Raw genomic sequence first — 16,488 nt, forward strand, 5'->3', positions numbered from 1 at the left:
TGTTAGTGTAAAAACTTTCGGGAGACAACTAAGGGGGAAGCGACTTGAGCAGCGAGCTCTTCGACGAAATATACTCCGGGGGTCACAGGGTCATAAAGAACGAAGAGTACTTGCACCCAGATACAGTTCCTCCCAAGATGCCCAACAGGGAGGAGGAGCTCAAGAAGTTGGCGTACCTCTTCATGTCCTTAGTTAAGGAACCCGGGGAGACCTACAACTTCGCCGTGATATCCGGGAAGCAAGGAGTTGGCAAGACCCACTCGGTAATTTATTTCTACAAGTACGGACTCTCCAAACACCTCAAAGAAAAGCATGGAAAGGAAACGATACTGGCCCATGTGAACTGTTTTAAGAATACCACGTTAAATTCCATCTTGGCGACGGTACTCAACAGCGTATTGAGAGTTCCCCAGCCGGCTAGAGGGCTGTCACCTAAGGAACAGCTCGACTTAATTATGAAAAAATTGGAGAGGAAGGACCGCTACATGCTCTTAGTGCTTGACGACTTCCACGTCGCCCTTCAGAGGCAGGGGGAGAGCTTAACCAACTTCTTCGTTCGGATGTATGAGGACTCCGAGTACCAGAAGAAAAGGATTCACGTAGTCTTCATAGTGAGGGACTTCAACACCATGGAGAGGTACTTACACGACCAAAAAGCGAAACTCAATTTAAAGAGCCGCCACATACACTACAACCCCTACACCAGCTCTCAGCTCTTCGACATAGTGGAGGATAGGGCGAAGCTGGCGCTGTACGAAGGCTCGTACGACGAAGACGTGCTGTGGGAGATATCAAGGATGATAGGCTACGACGAGAACCCCACGCTCCCGGACTCCGGCAGCGCGCGCTTCGCCATAGAAATGTTGTACTACGCGGCGAGGAACGCAGAGGAGTACGGAAGGAACCAAATAACCCTTGAGGACGTCAGAACGGCCTGGGGCATATTGAGCGAACGGGGAGGAGATCTGATAAGGATAAATGACGTACTGGAGGACCTAAACGACCACCAGCTCTTGCTCCTCCTCTCGCTGTTGAACCTATTGAAGCTAAACCCCGAAGGTGTGCCCATAGGGAGAATAGAAGAGGAGTATCAAGAGGTTTGCGAAGTAGTAGGCGTCGAGCCCAGGAGACATACCCAAGTTTATCAATACGTAAGGGACATGGAGAAGAAGGGCGTCGTGGATAGGGTTGTGGATAGGGTAAAGAACTCCAAGGGGAGGTCCTCAATAATAAGCGTGAGGTATCCCCCAGACGCTATGAGGAAGAGAGTTCTCGAGATACTGAAGAAGAGGGGGTACAACGTTGCGCCTCTCTTATGACATACTGAATAAACCTACCATGTTAAAGGCGCTTATAGTGTTAAAGGACAAAGGCCCCATGACGCTCAGCGCTCTGAGCCGCGAGCTGGGGACGAACAGACAGAGGCTCAAAGCCTACCTAGAGTTCTTGGTAGGCAAGGGACTCGTCGGAGTGGAAGTGTGTTGTGGAGTTAGAACCTATTACCTCAAAGAAGAAATAGAGCTATAGCGGTGAGTAGCAAGCGGTCTTGGGCTCATATATCTCGCCGTGGTTGACCATCTGAGCCAATATTTCCTCTATCTCTTCTTCGTTTAGGCCCCTCTTCCTAGCCTCTCTGACCACTTCCTTCAAGTGGACACACGTTCCCTTCTCTCTGTACTTTTCCTTAATTATATCCTTCAGTATCAGCCTCTTCTGACGGTTGCTCTTAGAGACTCCCACGTATATTGTGTCTATGTCTATCTTACCCGTCTCCACATCGACTCCCGCAGTACTCAAGAAGGCGAGCATCATGCGGACGGCCTCTATCGCGTCCGCCTCCTCCACCACGTTTCGGAGAGCCATCTTAGCGTGGGCCTCGCTCATCCTAACCAAAGCCTCTAGCTGCCTCGCAGTTATGGGCACGCCCATCTCGGGGTTCTCCGCAGCAGTCTTCCTCAGGTCCACAAAGAAGTTCTCAATTATTCTCGCTGCCGACTCGGAGAGCTTGGGTTTCACACTCTTCCGCGCGTAGGCTATGTATTTCTTTAACAAGTCGGCCGCTATCTCTGGGACTATTTTGTCCGCTTCCTTGTGGACGTTCAATATATACCTCACTAACCTCCTATCCTTCTTCGGGTCGGGAATGTCTCTCAATACGAATATTAAGTCGAACCTGGAGAGTATGCTCGGAGGGAGGTTGATGTTCTCGGCGACAGACCTCTCGGGGACGTAACGGCCGTAGCGGGGGTTGCCGGCCGCGAGAACTGCGCAGCGAGCGTTCAACTTTGCTACGATTCCTGCCTTGGCTATCGAAACGGTCTGCTGCTCCATAGCTTCGTGAATGGCCGACCTGTCCTCGTCCCTCATCTTGTCTATCTCGTCTATAACGGCCACGCCTCCGTCCGCGAGCACTAGGGCTCCGGCCTCTAGGTAATACTCGCCAGTTATGTTGTCCCTAACGACAGCTGCCGTGAGGCCGGCCGCCGTGCTCCCCTTGCCGGTAGTGTAAACGCTCCTCGGCGCTATCCTGGCCGCGTATTGTAAGAGTTGTGACTTGGCCGTGCCCGGGTCTCCTATTATCAGGACGTGAATGTCCCCCCTTATCCTGGTCCCGTCCTCGAGTTCCTTAGGGACGCCGCCGAAGAGGGCGAAAGCGATGGCCTCCTTTATGTCCCAGTGGCCGTATATCGCCGGAGCTATGCTTAATATTATGCTCTTGTGTATCCAAGGGTCCTTGGAGAGTTCCTTTATCCTTTCTACGTCTTCGGGACTCAAGTGGACGTCCTCCAGAACCTTCTGCGAGACTTCGATGTTGTTAGCTATCATCTTGAAGTCGAAAACCACCATGGACCCTCTCTTGGGGACTCTGTTAGGTACTGCCTCCAAGACGCCTATCACGGTCACCCTGTCCCCGGGGCGGGCCACGTCAACCAAGTCCTTCCCCTCTACTATTACCTCAATGCTCCTGGGCATCTGACCAGGGGGTAGTTCTTCCGGCTTCTCTTGCACGACTAGCAACTGCCAGTCCACGTACTCGTTCTTAGGATGGTTTTCAAGAAGCGTGAAGGGGCCAGTCTTCTTCGGACACTCCGGGTTGGGACAGACGGTCGGAGCTTGGTAGTACTTGCCCCTCTGCTCTACCGGGAAGACAGCCCCACAAGCCTCGCACCGGAAGTACAGCTTCTTCGGCTTACCCTTCACGTTAGTTGCCTTCGTAACTATCCCATCGAAAGCGACGAGCTTACCAACGTACCTCTCTCTGAGGTCTCTGAGCCTCACTTTCTCTGGTAAGTTAGTGAAGCGAACTCTCATTGGGTACTTTTTGTTTGCAAAGGCACTGGCTATTTCAGTTACCACTTGATCCAGCTTGTCTAGCGTTTCTAACGGGTTTTCGACTATTTCTTCCGCCAGCTCTTGGTCGAACTCTATTATGTCAGTGAAGTCAACGACTATGCTAGCCTTCCTCTCCGCGACAGCGTTCCTTATCTTGTCCTTGTACTTCACCCTTCCGTTAACTTCATAGGATTCTAAGAACTCCCTGAAACGTTCCTCCGCCGGTAGCCTCTCCTCGACGAGGCCTACCTCACTCACCTAGTATCACCTTCTTCCATTGAGATATGTCACCCTCTAGCTCGTCGGCAATAACTTGTTCCTCCGGCGTTAACCTCTCCCTCAAGCTCACTGGAACCTCTCCTTCATTTACTATCTTTGAAATTATCTTCATTAGCCTTAAATCTATTAGTTCCTCTAACTGTGCCTTGATCCTAGTTACCTTCAACAGCTTCTGGGCTAGTTCTTCTACGTCCCTCCCCTCAAAGACTGGAGTCTTGTACTTGTCGACAACCTCCTTAACCCTCTTGAAGAAGTCGGGAGGGAGGTGTGTAGGCAACGGGTCGTCCTTCTTAGACTCGAGGAACCGGAACTTAGCAACTTCCTTCAGCGTCTCATCAACTCCTTTCTCTTTTACGTATTTGGCGTAATTCATGTCCACTAACCTCTTTGCCAGCCACCTGGGCAACTCTACTTCCATACCCTTACCTAACTTTAAGAAGACCTCGCCGTCGAACAAGTCGCTCACTTCCTTCAACAGAATTACTTTGACCCTCTCTTCCAAGTAAAGGTTCCGTTCCAGACGAAGGGCTACTGCGAGCTTCATTTGCCCCCGTGAGGGCGTAGTTGCCGCGTGCCTCTAATCAAGCGGCGGAAGATATCGCAAACTTTCGGTACTCTGTTCAGTTATACTCCCGGTCCAGCCGAAGAGTACCGGGGAAAAGGCTCCTTGTCCGCTCCAGAAGAGCTTTTGTGGGCTGAGAAGTACAGGCCCAAGACTTTGGACGAAATAGTAGACCAAGAGGACATAGTAAGGAGGCTGAAAAAGTTCGTCGAGGAGAAGAACGTTCCTCACATGCTCTTCGCCGGCCCTCCGGGGACGGGGAAAACGACAGCGGCCTTGGCCCTCGCTCACGACCTTTATGGAGAAAAATATAGACAGTACATCTTGGAGCTTAACGCAAGCGACGAAAGGGGTATAGACGTCATAAGGACCAAAGTGAAGGAGTTCGCGAGGTCGAGGACTCCTCCCACAGTGCCCTTCAAGCTAGTCATACTTGACGAGGCCGACAACATGACGGCCGACGCGCAGCAAGCCCTCAGGAGGCTCATGGAGATGTACTCGACCACCACCAGGTTCATCTTACTGGCCAACTTTCCAAGCAAGATTATAGAGCCCGTGCAGTCGAGGTGCGTGTACTTCCGCTTCCGTCCCTTGCCTAAGGAAAAAGTCATAGAGCGCCTTAAGTACATATGCGAGAAGGAGGGGGTCGCGTACGACGAAGAGGCTCTAGAAGAGATATATCACATCTCAGAAGGCGACATGAGGAGAGCAATAAATATCCTTCAGGCCGCCGCCGCTTTAGGCAAGGTAACGAAGGACGCCGTTTATAAGGCAATAGGCTACGTCCATCCGAGCAAGATAAAGGAGATCCTCGAATATGCCCTTAACGGGGACTTCACCAAGTCTGCTAAGATGTTAAGAGACGTAATGATAGAGTACGGCCTCTCTGGGTTAGACGTTTTAAAAATGTTCCAGAGGGAGTTGATGGGCGGAAGTTTCGAACTACCGGAGGAGCTCAAGGTGCTCTTAGCGGACTACGCGGGCGAGGTACAGTTCAGGCTGGCCGAGGGGGCGGACGACGAAGTTCAGCTCCAAGCGTTCTTGGCGAGGCTGGCCTTGCTGGGACCCAAGTTTAGAGGGGGTGCAAGGGCTTGAGCGCGTTACCTTGGATCATAAAGTATAGACCACGGAGGGTGGAAGACGTAATAGACCAAGAGAAGGCTAAAGAGGTCCTAATACCTTGGATCAAGAAGTGGCTGAGCGGCACCCCTCCGGAAAAGAAGGCCGCCCTGCTGTGGGGGCCTCCGGGCGTCGGAAAGACGAGCTTGGTCGAGGCTATATGTAACGAATTTAATTTGGAAAAGATTGAAATGAATGCGAGTGACTTCAGGAGGAAGGGCGACATAGAGCGAGTTGCGATAGCAGCGGCCACAAAGAAGCCTTTACCTCCTTGGAAGGGACGCTTGATCTTACTCGACGAAGTGGACGGGCTGTCGCCCAGAGGCGACGAGGGGGCAGTCTCAGCCATACTTGAGCTGATAAGGAAGGCAAAGAATCCAATCGTAATGACTGCCAACGACCCGTGGGGGGCCCATTTGAGGCCCATAAGGGAGGAAAGCTTAGTAGTGGAATTCAAACGAATACCTAAGAGCAAGGCCCGCGAATTCTTACTAAAGATATGCGAGGAGGAGGGCGTGGAGTGCGAGAGGGAGGCTGTGGACTACATCATAGAGAAAAACAAGGGTGACTTGAGGGCCTCCATCAACGACTTGCAGTCCGTAGCCGAGGCCTACGGCAAAGTAACCTCGGACTTGGTGGCTGCTTCTCTGGTCGAAAGGGACAGAGTGTTAACCCCTTGGGAGATGTTGCAAAGTTTGTTCTATTCCAAGTATGCTTGGCAAGCGAAGAAGGCCGTTACCAGTACTGACTTGGACTACGAAACATTGTTCTTGTGGATAGCTGAGAACGTTCCCAAACAGTACGGAGACGACCCTTATGACTTGTGGAGGGGAATAGAAGCTATCTCGAGGGCCGACGTTATATACGGTAGGATAAGGAGAACTATGAATTGGTCCTTGTTGCCCTACTTCTTCAACGCGCTAGGCCCGGGGGTGGCGCTGGCCAAGACGAAGTACCACAAGAGGGCTAAGTGGAGCTATCCGGAGAAGATAGTGCTGCTCGCCAGAACGAAGGAGGAGAGGAGGGTTAGGGACGAACTCGCCTCTCATTTGGCCATCTTGACGCATTCGTCCAAATCCTACGTGAGGAGAGAAATCATACCCATGTTGCGGTTCATCGCCCAGACGAACCCGAGCTACTTCGCTAGGCTAGCTCTTGGCCTCCACCTGAGCGAACCTATGATAAAGTACTTAGCAAAGAAGAATTATCAGTTGGTAAAGAGGCAAATTGAGGAACTTAAGAGGTTCAGGCCAACAACGGTTGATGAGCGAGCCAAGGCGAGTGAGGTAGTGAACGAGCTCAAAAAGGAATACGAAAAGGGCTCGAGCAGAGGGGAGGACAAAAAGAGGCGGAAGGTCTCCGGTGAGGGCTCGGGGCTGTTGAAGTGGCTCAAGAAAGACTGAGTTGTTCCAAGAGCTTCTCTGTCTTCTCCCTTACTTTATCTATCTCTCCCCAGTCCACGGGGTGTAAGAAGAACTTGTCCGCCTCCTCGGCCACCTTTAACTTCTTCTCGTGGTGCTCTTTGAGGATCCTCAATACGTTTTCGTATAGCTTCCTCTTACACTCGCCGCACAACAGCTCGCCGCCCTTGCAACGGGCTTTCCACTCTTCCGCTTCCTTCGGATCTAAGACGAAGGCTTGTAACCACTTAAAGACCACACACTTTTCCGGGTTTCCCCCTTTCTCCCTCTGCTCCTTCACTGTGGGTTGGCCGCCAGTTAAGGCCCTCCAAATTTTCTCCTTTATCACTTTGGGAGGATCGTCCAAAAAGATCGCCGTCTCGGGCTTACTGGCGCTCATGGGTTCGCCCGTTAGTCCCGGCAAGTACTTGCTGTGCAGCGCAGCAGGCTTGGGGAGTTTCTTCCTCTCCGCTATATCTCTGCTAAGCCTTATGTATGGGTCTTGATCTATAGCTATTGGAACTAAGGAGCGGTAACCCTTCCGGAGAGTCGGAAAGAGTATGTGAGCTGACTGGACGACGGAATAGAAGTACTTGCCGGGGTTGTCGCTGTCCGCAAAACCAAAAACGGCCTTAACCTCGCTCAAGGTGACTTCCGTGCTTAGCTCGACTGCCATCTGATATATTTCTAAGGTCTTTGTAGAAATGAAGAAGTACGTCCTCCTCTCGTCGAACCCCAGAGCCGCTATGTCGAGCGCATTGTCATAAGCATAGAACGCCGCCTCCCTTAGGCTGCCTACCTTCAAGAACACGTACTTCTCGTCGTCACTCAAGGGTATGTACGCTGGGACCTTGAACGTCTTCTGCATCCAAGAAACGAAGTCGAAAAGCAACATATGGCCCAAGTGCATTACGTTGGATGGCCCCCTCCCGGTTAAAATTGCGAATTCCTCGCCCCTCTCCCACTCCTCGAGTATCTTATCGAAATCTCTATGGGCGAAGAAGTAGCCTATTTCGAACAGTTTGTGCCTCTCGGGGAGTCGGGCTAAGAAGTCCTCCGAAAGCGGTGTGACTCCGAAAACCTTGATCAAGCGCTCGTAATCGGTGCTCTTCTGGAGGTCCCCGTTCAAAGGACTGTCCCCAGCCGAGGAAGGCGCAACACTATTTTAGGCGAGCGAAGACGTAGCCCCAGAGAGTCGGAGTAGTACCGGTCTCGGGGGTGAGAGTACTTTGCCCAAGACTGTAAGCGACAAAGATCTAGAAAAGCTCCTAGAAGAAATAACCGATACCGAGACCGAAGATATAATGAAGAAGAACGACCCCAAGTATAAATGGATAAGACAGATAATGATATCTGCAAAGAAATATCACAAACTGTGTCCGTACTATGATAAGAGAACCGGCAAGTGCTTCTTGGAGTTCGATTACAAGTGCGACAGGGCGGGTAAGTTCGACGGTTGTCCCGTATTCATAAGGTACCTAGAGAAGAAGTACGACGAACTGAAGGCTAAAGGCAAGCGACTCCCGATGGACTTCATGGACTTATCGCTGGTGTGAACTTGAACTGCGTAATAAAGGCCAGAATAGTTAAGAAGTACGGGGACTTATTTTTAATTCAGAACGAGCTGGGAGGCGTAGCACTTATCCCTTCCAAAGAAGTGTGTAACGCCATGAACAAGCTGGGAATATGCATAGAGGGCGTTAAGTGCTAACTAGGCTCCGACAACTGCGAGAGTAGAGCCCCTACACTCGGCCCTCCCCTCGCACCTCGCTACGAAACCGGGTGCGTCAGAGTAGCCCTCCAGCTCGCACGGAACGCTCAACCTCACGTGAACTGCCTCTTTACAACACTCCTTCTTGACGCGCTTGCCTTCGTCGTTGAGTTCGTAAAAGCAGTACTTAGTGCCGTCATAAACAACAATAATTCTCGCCAAGACCCTTCCCCGGAAGGCCTTGAACGCGCTTCTAAAATACTACAAACTGCTGGTGACGCTGCCAAGGGATGAGGTCTCCTACGCACTGGCTGCTGTCGCCGCCTCTTTCTTGAGCTTCAAGGACCCTCTAACCTTACTCTCTTTAATTATCTTTTCAATCTTGTTTTATGAAGAAAGGGTGTTGAACGGGAGGAGACTCGCGTTCCTCGTCACCCTATCTTCGATCGCGTCCCTAGCCGGGAAACACGCCTTGACCGCCCTCTTCGAGGGCACAACCGCCACCTTGTACTCTCCCAACCCTATCTTAATTTTGATCGCACCCAACGTTTTGTACCTCGCCCACCCAGAGGCGATCTTCTCCTTGTTGCCCATAATATTGGTCGTAGTTTACGGGAAGCTCGTCGGTACCGTGGACTTCGGAATAGCGTGGCTCAGGGCGTGGATGGGGGACGACTACTGGCCTCTAGAGAAGTTCGTCCACGATAGAGGGACTGTGAGAGAAGCCAAGGAAATAAGGGTGGGACCCCTAGTGTTCACAGACGCTCACTTCGGCCTAATGAGGTATTCCATGGGTTCCGCGTTACCTCACCTAATGGCAATAAACGGGGGAGTGCCGCACCGCCTGTGTGGTTCACACGAAAACAACCCAGCCTCTAGGTGGGAGACCTACGCCTTGGTCGAGGGAATGCCGAGGGGACGCGAGGGATGGGCGACTCTGACCAAGATGAAGGGAGACGAAGTTAACGTGTACGTTTACTCGTTTAGGGACGGCTGCGTCGCCGTGGTAGAGCATCCTGCCGGCGCCGACGACTTGCCGTGCGTGAGGTGGAGGTGTGAGGTGGCCGACCCACATAACGCCGAAGGCCCTTCGCCGTCTCCTCAGAGGCTCCTGGAAGAGTTGAGCTCTTGCAAGCCGACTGAAGAGTTAGAGCTGGAAGAGCCGAGGGTTTACGAGATCGAATTCGAGGGGAGGGGGCTGTGCGAGCATAAGGGCTTCCTAATAGACTGGGGTCGCTTCAAGCACGCCGTGGCGTTCGGCAACAACGCTGTTAAGGGGGAGAACGTGTTAGATGGGATAGACTTAATCAGTACGGTAGACGACCACAGCTGCGCGGGCTTTGGAAGGAACGCGTACGAGCCCTCGTCCTTCAAGAGCTTCAAGACGATAAAAGTAACTAAAGAGAGGGTGTACACAGCCGCCGTCAAAGTGAAGTACGTTGCAATGGGCAAATCTATGATCAGTGAGGAAGCTGAAGCCATTACGATCAAATCGGTGAAGATGGGGATCGCGGCGGTCGCCTCGGCTGTGATACTTTCATTGCTGCTGTAAGCTCAGACAGCCACCGCGTCCCCATCTCCCCTCGGGAGTGGTCGGGATGATCATCATCGCACACAAAAACGCGGTTAGGAACTCATAGAGGATAACTTCTTCATGAACCTTTCATACAAGTCCTCTAGCTTCTCTAGCTCCTCGTTCCTCACGGTGAACCTACTCCTTATCAGTTCCGCCACCTCCTCTTTCACTGCCTCCTTTATGGTGGCCACGGTCACGCCGGCATTAACTAGCTCTCTTGCTTTTCTGTAGAAGTCGATAATTATCTTCATCATGAGGAACTGTTTCTTGGGGGAGCAGAACGCGTCTATGGGGTCGAAGGCGTTCTGTTGGAGGAACGCCTCCTTTATTATTCTTGCAGTCTCTATTATCAGCTTGTCGGGTTCGCTGAGGCTCTCCGGCCCCACTAACCTCACTATCTCCTTCAACTCGTCCTCTTTGAGGAGTATGTTCATCATTTCGTCTCTGTACTCCTTCCACTTGGGGCTTATGTTCTCGTGCCACCACTTGGCTACGGTGTCTACGTACAGGCTGTAGGATACTAACCAGTTAATTGCTGGGTAGTGCCTAGCGTAGGCCAAGCTGGCGTCCAAGGCCCAGAACACCCTCACGAATCTCCTAGTGTGGCTGGTGACGGGCTCGCTGAAGTCACCCCCCGGCGGGGAGACGGCGGAAGCTATGGTGACGCTCCCAACCCTTTCAGGCTTGCCGGGGATCTTCGCCCTGCCCGCCCTCTCGTAGTACTCTGCCAACCTGGAAGCCAAGTAGGGCGGGAAGCCTTCTTCGGCGGGCATCTCCTCCATCCTTCCCGCTATGTCCCTGAGGGCCTCTGCCCACCTGGACGTGGAGTCGGCTATCAGAAGGCTGTCGTAGCCCATGTCACGGTAGTACTCGGCCAAGGTAACTCCCACATAGATCGAGGCCTCCCTCGCGGCTACGGGCATGTTAGAGGTGTTGGCAACTAGTATAGTCCTCTCCATTAACGGCCTGCCGCTCCACGGGTCCTTGTAGTGGGGGAAGTTAACCAAGACATCTGTCATCTCGTTTCCTCTCTCGCCGCAACCGACGTATATGACCACCTTGGCATCGCTCCAAGCTGCCAAGGTCCTCAAGGTGACCGTCTTGCCGGAGCCGAAGGGACCGGGTATGGCCCCTGTCCCGCCCTTTGCCATGGGGAACAAGGTGTCGAGGACTCTGACACCAGTTATCAGGGGGGTCACGGGCTCGAACTTCTCCTTAACCGGCCTGGGCCTCCTTATCGGCCAGCGGTGGTACATCTTAAGCTCCACTTCTTTCCCTTCGTATTCGATGACGGCTATGGTGTCCTCTATTGTGTACTCGCCGGCCGGAGCGAGCCACTTGAGGGTGGCCGCCTTGTCTACGGGTACTGCGTTCGGGGGAACCATGACCTTGTGTTCTATCAGAGGGGTTTCTGGGACGGTGCCTAAGACGTCGTCGCCACTCACCTTGTCTCCCGGCTTGAGCTCCGGGTTGGGGCGCCACTCCCACTTCTTGGAGCGGTCAAGCGAAGGTACCTTGATACCCCTCTTTATGAATGGAGACTTCGCGACTTCGTGGATGCTCTCCAAAGGCCTAAGTATGCCGTCAAATATGTGACTAAGGAGGCCCGGCCCCAGCTCTACGCTGAAGGGCGAGCCCGTGCCTACCACGGGCTCCCCGGGAGTTATGCCGGTGGTGTCCTCATACACTTGTATTACTGCTTTGTCCCCGGTTATCCTCGTGACCTCCCCCACCAGGCCGTCCTTGCCGACCTCAACGACCTCGTACATTTGCACTCCTTGCATGTCCTCGGCGATGACTACTGGCCCACGTATTCTAAGAACCTTGCCCTTGACTGCCATACCTTTACCTCCTCTCTGGTGCTCTTCCCAGCGCCTTAAAACGACTTGTCCGTTGGAGGGAAGGGGGGGAGGGTTCAACTTACAACCCTCACTATTTTGGTTCTGGACGTGTGTCCCCTAACTATCTCAACCTTCTTGGCCTTGAAATATTTCTTCAATATCTTTAATAACTCTTTGTTAGCTTTCCCTCCCTCGGCCGGAGCGGCGACGCGCACTACCAAGCAGTCGTCCTCCTCCCCAACGACTTCGCTCTTAGGAGAGTTCGGCTTCACGCACACTTTTATTAACATGGGCCTTCTCCGAATACGCTCTCAAGCCGAGTTCGAATTTCTTTTCGTTAACTACTAGGAATAGCTTGTGCATTATTTTGTCTATCAAACTGTAGTTCAAGCTGCCCCCGGCGGCAGCCGGGTGGCCGCCGCCGGAGAACTCCTTGGCTAACTCGCTCAAGTCGACCTTTTCCGTGCCCCTCCTCATGTGTAAGCTACCCGCGTCGCTGATGAATGCTATGACGTCGTAAGTCTTCCTTTTCCTTATTTCCTCGGCCATGAATGACACGTGCGCTACGTCCTTCAACTTGATCGGCACCAACAAGTAGCTTATTCCGTCTACCTCCCCCTCAACAGCCCTCTTCAAGTACTTCTGTAAGCTCTCTTCCATACTTCTGACCGCTTCTTCGTACGCTTCCTCCCAGTCCGCGTCCCAGCCCACACACTTCCACAGCTTGTCAATTAGGAACCTCCTCCACCTCTTGTTCCCGAGGGCTAGGCTCATCTTCTCGCTTCTTTGATCTTTCCTAATCCACAAGTCTATATCACAGCTCAGCTCGACCAATTCCTCACAGCAGTCACATAGCTTTGCTCCCCTCTCCTTCGCGTACCTCGCCGCCAGCCCCGCTCCGCAAGTGGAACGATCGTAGATCAACTCGTCCACGATGAGCCTCATCTTTTCTAATGTCTTCTGGCTCCACTTGTGGTGGTCCATCCACACGAGCTTGAACTTTCTGTCCTTCAGAAGTCTCTCTAACTCGTCCAGCTCATGATCGTTCGGTCCTATGTCAACGACGTAGAGCAAGTCCGGTCTTTCGCTTATGGCCTTCTTCAAGCTTTTTAGTACTTTTCTCCGCGACGTGCTTATTGAGACGAAGTCGTCCGAACTGTGGAGCCTGAATAGGGCCACAGCGCCCATTATACCGTCGAAGTCGTTGTGGTGGACCACGACAACTTTACTCCTCTTAACGGGCCTCTTGAGCTTACAGAGCCTACAAATTACTGAAGGCACAGCTTTTCACGCCCCGGTGGTCTCGTGAAGGTGGATTTTGTCCCTAAGAGGGTTCCGGTGCTCACGGGTAAGTGGTTGGAGCGTCTCCTCCCAAGCGGCAAGGTCGACGAGTGGGGAGCAGTGCTGGAGGTGCGGAGCTCCGGGGACGCAGTAACGGTGAGCGGCCTGGAGGTTCCGGCAGAGGAGGTAGAGTACGTGATAGAGCGCATGGGCGACACCCTCCACGCCGTGACCCCCGACGGTTTCTTACCCTTGATCGAGCGTTCGAATCACTTTTACAAGTTGAGGGGGCTCGAGGAACCCGGCCCGCCCACACTCGAGATAGACGGTATACACATGCACCGGATAATGGGCACTGATCCTTGGAGGGACGCCTTATCCAAGGTAAAGAGCGCGAGGGTGAGGGTCGGCCACAAAGTCTTGGATACGTGTATGGGTTTGGGTTACACAGCAATAGCAAGCATGAAGAAAGGGGCGAAAGTAGTTACAGTGGAAAAGGACCCCAACGTGATACGGCTAGCAGAGTGGAACCCTTGGTCTTGGGAGCTGGTCAAAGCCGAAATACATAACGACGACATAACTAAGTTTATAAAGAAGATAGACGATGAGACGTTCGACAGAATAATCCATGACCCCCCAGTAATCACTATGGCAGGGGAGTTATACTCGAGGAAATTTTACGAGGAGTTGTACAGGGTTCTAAAGAGGGGAGGGCTACTGTTCCACTACACCGGTTTCCCCAAGAGGCGCAGCGGGGTGGACTTGGCAAGGGGGGTTATGGAGAGGTTGAGGGAAGCCGGCTTCGAAGAGGTTAGGAGGGCGCCAGAGGCGCTCGGCGTGGTTGCACGAAAAACCCGCTGGTAGGAGCCACTCACTCGTTGATTAGGGCCTTGGCGTACTTTTCGCTCTGTTCCTCTACATTCTTGAAGAACTTTAATATGAAGGTTTCTGGATTATCTTCCTCGGGCAGTTCAGCGTCAAGGAAAGAAAATATGGCAATTTCGAACAATTTGGTCTTAAGTCCCCTAGTCTTCAGCCCGACCGCTGGCGCCAACTTGTCTATTCCCATGAACAACTTTCCGAGCTCTCGCGGAAGGTCGATCTTTATGCCGTTTTCATCGCACATAATCAAGGATATTCTAATACTGACTACATTCTGTTTCCTCTTTTCTAGATCCTTCTTGCTGAACCTAATCAAAGTCTCTTTGTCGAGCTCCTTCAATGTGTCCGTAAGTTTCCTAATCGATAATATTACTTCGGATAACGATCCCGAACGTCCACATCCAATTATAATGTTCTTCAAAACAGAATCCAGCAGCATTTTTCCCTCTTGATATAGGAGCTCCGCTTCCTGACGGGTCGGCGAGCCAGGCGTCGTCGACTCTGCAATCGATTTAATTAAACTATTAAAACTAATAATCAAACTTAAGAAGTGTGCTAAACGTACAGAGAAGTTCTCCTTTCGTCGCGAGTCCTCTTCAGGCCACAGCCGGGTCAAGACGTCCTCCAAGACGTTGGCATCGGCGTTGTGCAGTACGTTTGTCCACCTCTCGGCTTCGGTCGGTTTGATTGTTGGGGGTTTGAGGAAAGTTTTTATTTGTATGTACTTAGGTATACGTCCCTTCCCTATCCTCATTTGTATATTTTCCATCCTAGGCGGGCTGTCGGTTCCAGCAAAGGCGTCGGCCGCGTTGTTGGGAACGTTGTCGACAGAGCTCAGAGGCCTTCACCCTCGGTTTAAGAGGGAAGGATAGATTTGAGTCTTGACGACACGTCTGTACACTAGAGTTGTTAAAAAAGGAAGGATCGACGTTATTATACTTACTTTACCTTACCTCTGCCTCCTTCTCCTACTAGCCCCTAAGAGGGCGGCCGCCCCAAGGGCGGCTATTCCGGCGAATGGAATGGAAAGTTTGGCTGCGTACATAACCATCTTCGCGTCGACTTCGCCACCATTACTCAAGGTAATGTTAATGTCAAGGGAGGCCGTCTTGTTGGGTTCCAGAGTCAACACGAACTCTTTGGAACCCGTAGCGGCGTTCCCCAAGGAATCCTCAGCTGTTACGTTTATTCTGCCAGTTACTTCTAACCTACCGATTAGCGTAGGTGTGTGTTTAATATCTATAGTTGTTGTAATCGGTACGTTGGGAACCTCTTTAACGCCTTGGGTCGTAAAGGAGAAGGGGCCTACAGTTAGGGCTATGTTGTAAGTATAGGTCATAACTATGTCACCTGCGCCGGGTTTGAGGGTCAAAGCTACGTAGTTGTTCGCTAGAATTGGTAGAACCGCTAAGAGCAAGGTGAATGCTCCTTTCCTCAATACGCTTCACCGCGCCAGTAAAGTGGCGTCACGGAACTTAAGTATTGGGGTGTCCGACTACTCTACGACTTTTATATTGAACAATTCTTCAAGCACCTTACCAAACATGTAGCTGCCTATCGCTGCTGCTACCAACAAGCCAACCGTCTCCAAGTACTCCTTTTTGAAGTCCTTCCCCTGTATTGTAGCGCTATAATAGATGAACGCGCCCATTATTAACATAGCTATCACTAAAGACGTAACGAAAGTGATGACTACGTTGTTTATTAAGAAATAAGGAAGGGCCAACATTACAACTGACAGTATGTAACTTAACATAGTGACGGCCGCGCTCACAGGAGGCCTCACGGAGGGGTCGTGCTTCGCTTGTACGTAAGCGGCACTACCCATCGAGAGCGAGGCGGAGAACCCGACGATCAAGCCCGCCATTCCTGCCACCACCGGGTTGTCAGTGGCTCCCAAAAATCCAGCGTGAACGCCGGTTATCTCCACCACGGAGTCGGCCAGACCTAAGGCTACGTATCCGATGTACTTCGCCCTCGCGTCTTCAACCACCTCTACTAACCTCTTTTCGTGGTTTAACTCATCGTCCAGTATTTTCATTATTTTATCCCTTTCCTCGGCGAATTCTTCGGACTCGAGCAAGTTCTTGTAGAAGTCCACCGACACCTCCTCACCACTTTCCATTTTCTTTAAGATGAAAAATAGCCCGAATATTTTTCTCATTATCTTCAATAGGAGTTTATTGACCTTGACCTCGCAGTCCCTCCCGAGCACAGACCTCCAGAACTCGTAATGTCTCCTCTCATCTTCGGCCAGTTCTTTCAACAGACTTTTTGTCTTTTCGTCGTTCTCCATCTTTGCCAACTCTGAATACACGAGCCACGCCGCTTTCTCTGCTTTACAACCCGCCTCTGCCACATCTCTTCTGTTCAATAAGTCCACACCTACTGGCCGGCGCAGAGGGACGAAAAATAAGGAAGGGCTCAAAGTTTCCCATAATTTAGAAGGGTCCGGCTTGGACTCTCAGCACTTAAAACTGTATCGTGATGTAAAATGCTCTCAA

General features: G+C 51.9%; 18 protein-coding genes. 8 read left to right on the forward strand and 10 right to left on the reverse strand.

Annotated features, from left to right (window positions below; genetic code table 11):
• Positions 1-44: 44 nt before the first annotated feature.
• Positions 45-1,319 carry an ORC1-type DNA replication protein gene (locus AC1HCZ_RS01195; protein ID WP_479461718.1) on the forward strand — a complete coding sequence of 425 codons (1,275 nt, stop codon included), beginning with the start codon at positions 45-47 and terminating at the stop codon, positions 1,317-1,319.
• The gene (locus AC1HCZ_RS01200; RefSeq protein ID WP_479461719.1) at positions 1,303-1,527 is read left to right on the forward strand and encodes a hypothetical protein; all 225 of its coding nucleotides are present in this window, start codon (positions 1,303-1,305) and stop codon (positions 1,525-1,527) included. The genes AC1HCZ_RS01195 and AC1HCZ_RS01200 overlap by 17 nt, the downstream gene beginning before the upstream one ends.
• Here the strand turns inward: AC1HCZ_RS01200 and mcm are convergent.
• Complete coding sequence (gene mcm / locus AC1HCZ_RS01205; protein WP_479461720.1) at positions 1,522-3,591, reverse strand: minichromosome maintenance protein MCM; 2,070 nt, start codon at positions 3,589-3,591, stop codon at positions 1,522-1,524. The genes AC1HCZ_RS01200 and mcm overlap by 6 nt on opposite strands.
• Entirely contained in the window at positions 3,584-4,156 is a 573-nt protein-coding gene (locus AC1HCZ_RS01210) for a hypothetical protein (RefSeq protein ID WP_479461721.1), read from the reverse strand. Before AC1HCZ_RS01210 ends, mcm begins: the two co-directional genes overlap by 8 nt.
• Before the next feature lie 123 nt (positions 4,157-4,279).
• Between AC1HCZ_RS01210 and AC1HCZ_RS01215 the strand changes: the two genes are divergently transcribed.
• Both AC1HCZ_RS01215 and AC1HCZ_RS01220 read left to right on the forward strand, forming a co-directional pair.
• The gene (locus AC1HCZ_RS01215; RefSeq protein WP_479461722.1) at positions 4,280-5,269 is read left to right on the forward strand and encodes a replication factor C small subunit; all 990 of its coding nucleotides are present in this window, start codon (positions 4,280-4,282) and stop codon (positions 5,267-5,269) included.
• The gene (locus AC1HCZ_RS01220) at positions 5,266-6,696 is read left to right on the forward strand and encodes a replication factor C large subunit (RefSeq protein ID WP_479461723.1); all 1,431 of its coding nucleotides are present in this window, start codon (positions 5,266-5,268) and stop codon (positions 6,694-6,696) included. Before AC1HCZ_RS01215 ends, AC1HCZ_RS01220 begins: the two co-directional genes overlap by 4 nt.
• Here AC1HCZ_RS01220 and trpS read toward each other — a convergent pair.
• Positions 6,683-7,822 carry a tryptophan--tRNA ligase gene (trpS, locus tag AC1HCZ_RS01225; protein WP_479461724.1) on the reverse strand — a complete coding sequence of 380 codons (1,140 nt, stop codon included), beginning with the start codon at positions 7,820-7,822 and terminating at the stop codon, positions 6,683-6,685. The genes AC1HCZ_RS01220 and trpS overlap by 14 nt on opposite strands.
• A gap of 100 nt (positions 7,823-7,922) precedes the next feature.
• Here trpS and AC1HCZ_RS01230 point away from each other — a divergent pair, with 100 nt between their 5' ends.
• Together AC1HCZ_RS01230 and AC1HCZ_RS01235 are read left to right on the forward strand one after the other, a co-directional pair.
• Positions 7,923-8,249, forward strand: a complete 327-nt coding sequence (locus tag AC1HCZ_RS01230; RefSeq protein WP_012123442.1) for a hypothetical protein — start codon at positions 7,923-7,925, stop codon at positions 8,247-8,249.
• A 2-nt stretch (positions 8,250-8,251) separates the two neighbouring features.
• Positions 8,252-8,404 (forward strand): hypothetical protein, encoded by a 153-nt coding sequence (locus AC1HCZ_RS01235; protein ID WP_479461725.1) that lies wholly within the window; start codon positions 8,252-8,254, stop codon positions 8,402-8,404.
• Here the strand turns inward: AC1HCZ_RS01235 and AC1HCZ_RS01240 are convergent, their stop codons facing one another.
• Positions 8,405-8,626: a hypothetical protein gene (locus AC1HCZ_RS01240; protein WP_479461726.1), complete on the reverse strand. Its 222-nt coding sequence runs from the start codon at positions 8,624-8,626 to the stop codon at positions 8,405-8,407.
• Between the two features lie 19 nt (positions 8,627-8,645).
• Between AC1HCZ_RS01240 and AC1HCZ_RS01245 the strand changes: the two genes are divergently transcribed.
• Positions 8,646-9,956, forward strand: a complete 1,311-nt coding sequence (locus AC1HCZ_RS01245; protein WP_479461727.1) for a DUF2070 family protein — start codon at positions 8,646-8,648, stop codon at positions 9,954-9,956.
• A gap of 74 nt (positions 9,957-10,030) precedes the next feature.
• On the opposite strand, the gene AC1HCZ_RS01250 is transcribed toward AC1HCZ_RS01245, so the two are convergent.
• The 3 genes from AC1HCZ_RS01250 to AC1HCZ_RS01260 form a co-directional block, all read right to left on the reverse strand.
• A complete protein-coding gene (locus tag AC1HCZ_RS01250; protein ID WP_479461728.1) occupies positions 10,031-11,821 on the reverse strand; it encodes a V-type ATP synthase subunit A in 1,791 nt (596 codons plus the stop codon).
• Positions 11,822-11,895: 74 nt separating this feature from the next.
• Positions 11,896-12,093 carry a DUF167 domain-containing protein gene (locus AC1HCZ_RS01255; RefSeq protein WP_479461729.1) on the reverse strand — a complete coding sequence of 66 codons (198 nt, stop codon included), beginning with the start codon at positions 12,091-12,093 and terminating at the stop codon, positions 11,896-11,898.
• Positions 12,074-13,102 (reverse strand): DHHA1 domain-containing protein, encoded by a 1,029-nt coding sequence (locus AC1HCZ_RS01260; RefSeq protein WP_479461730.1) that lies wholly within the window; start codon positions 13,100-13,102, stop codon positions 12,074-12,076. Before AC1HCZ_RS01260 ends, AC1HCZ_RS01255 begins: the two co-directional genes overlap by 20 nt.
• Positions 13,103-13,126: 24 nt before the next feature.
• Here AC1HCZ_RS01260 and AC1HCZ_RS01265 point away from each other — a divergent pair, with 24 nt between their 5' ends.
• Entirely contained in the window at positions 13,127-13,966 is an 840-nt protein-coding gene (locus AC1HCZ_RS01265; protein ID WP_479461731.1) for a class I SAM-dependent methyltransferase, read from the forward strand.
• Positions 13,967-13,973: 7 nt separating this feature from the next.
• Here the strand turns inward: AC1HCZ_RS01265 and AC1HCZ_RS01270 are convergent, their stop codons facing one another.
• The 3 genes from AC1HCZ_RS01270 to AC1HCZ_RS01280 all read right to left on the reverse strand — a co-directional run bounded on the left by AC1HCZ_RS01270 (position 13,974) and on the right by AC1HCZ_RS01280 (position 16,358).
• Positions 13,974-14,738 carry a hypothetical protein gene (locus AC1HCZ_RS01270; RefSeq protein WP_479461732.1) on the reverse strand — a complete coding sequence of 255 codons (765 nt, stop codon included), beginning with the start codon at positions 14,736-14,738 and terminating at the stop codon, positions 13,974-13,976.
• A 195-nt stretch (positions 14,739-14,933) separates the two neighbouring features.
• Positions 14,934-15,422, reverse strand: coding sequence for a hypothetical protein (locus AC1HCZ_RS01275; RefSeq protein ID WP_479461733.1), 489 nt, complete (start codon positions 15,420-15,422; stop codon positions 14,934-14,936).
• Positions 15,423-15,479: 57 nt separating this feature from the next.
• Positions 15,480-16,358, reverse strand: coding sequence for a VIT1/CCC1 transporter family protein (locus AC1HCZ_RS01280; protein ID WP_479461734.1), 879 nt, complete (start codon positions 16,356-16,358; stop codon positions 15,480-15,482).
• Positions 16,359-16,488: the final 130 nt, after the last annotated feature.

Source organism: Ignicoccus sp. (genome assembly GCF_056435145.1).

Excerpts from the sequence above, each read along its gene's own strand:
- AC1HCZ_RS01210 (WP_479461721.1), bottom strand. The coding sequence starts at position 4,156 with ATGAAGCTCGCAGTAGCCCTTCGTCTGGAACGGAACCTTTACTTGGAA.
- AC1HCZ_RS01250 (WP_479461728.1), bottom strand. The coding sequence starts at position 11,821 with ATGGCAGTCAAGGGCAAGGTTCTTAGAATACGTGGGCCAGTAGTCATC.
- AC1HCZ_RS01270 (WP_479461732.1), bottom strand. The coding sequence starts at position 14,738 with ATGAGGATAGGGAAGGGACGTATACCTAAGTACATACAAATAAAAACT.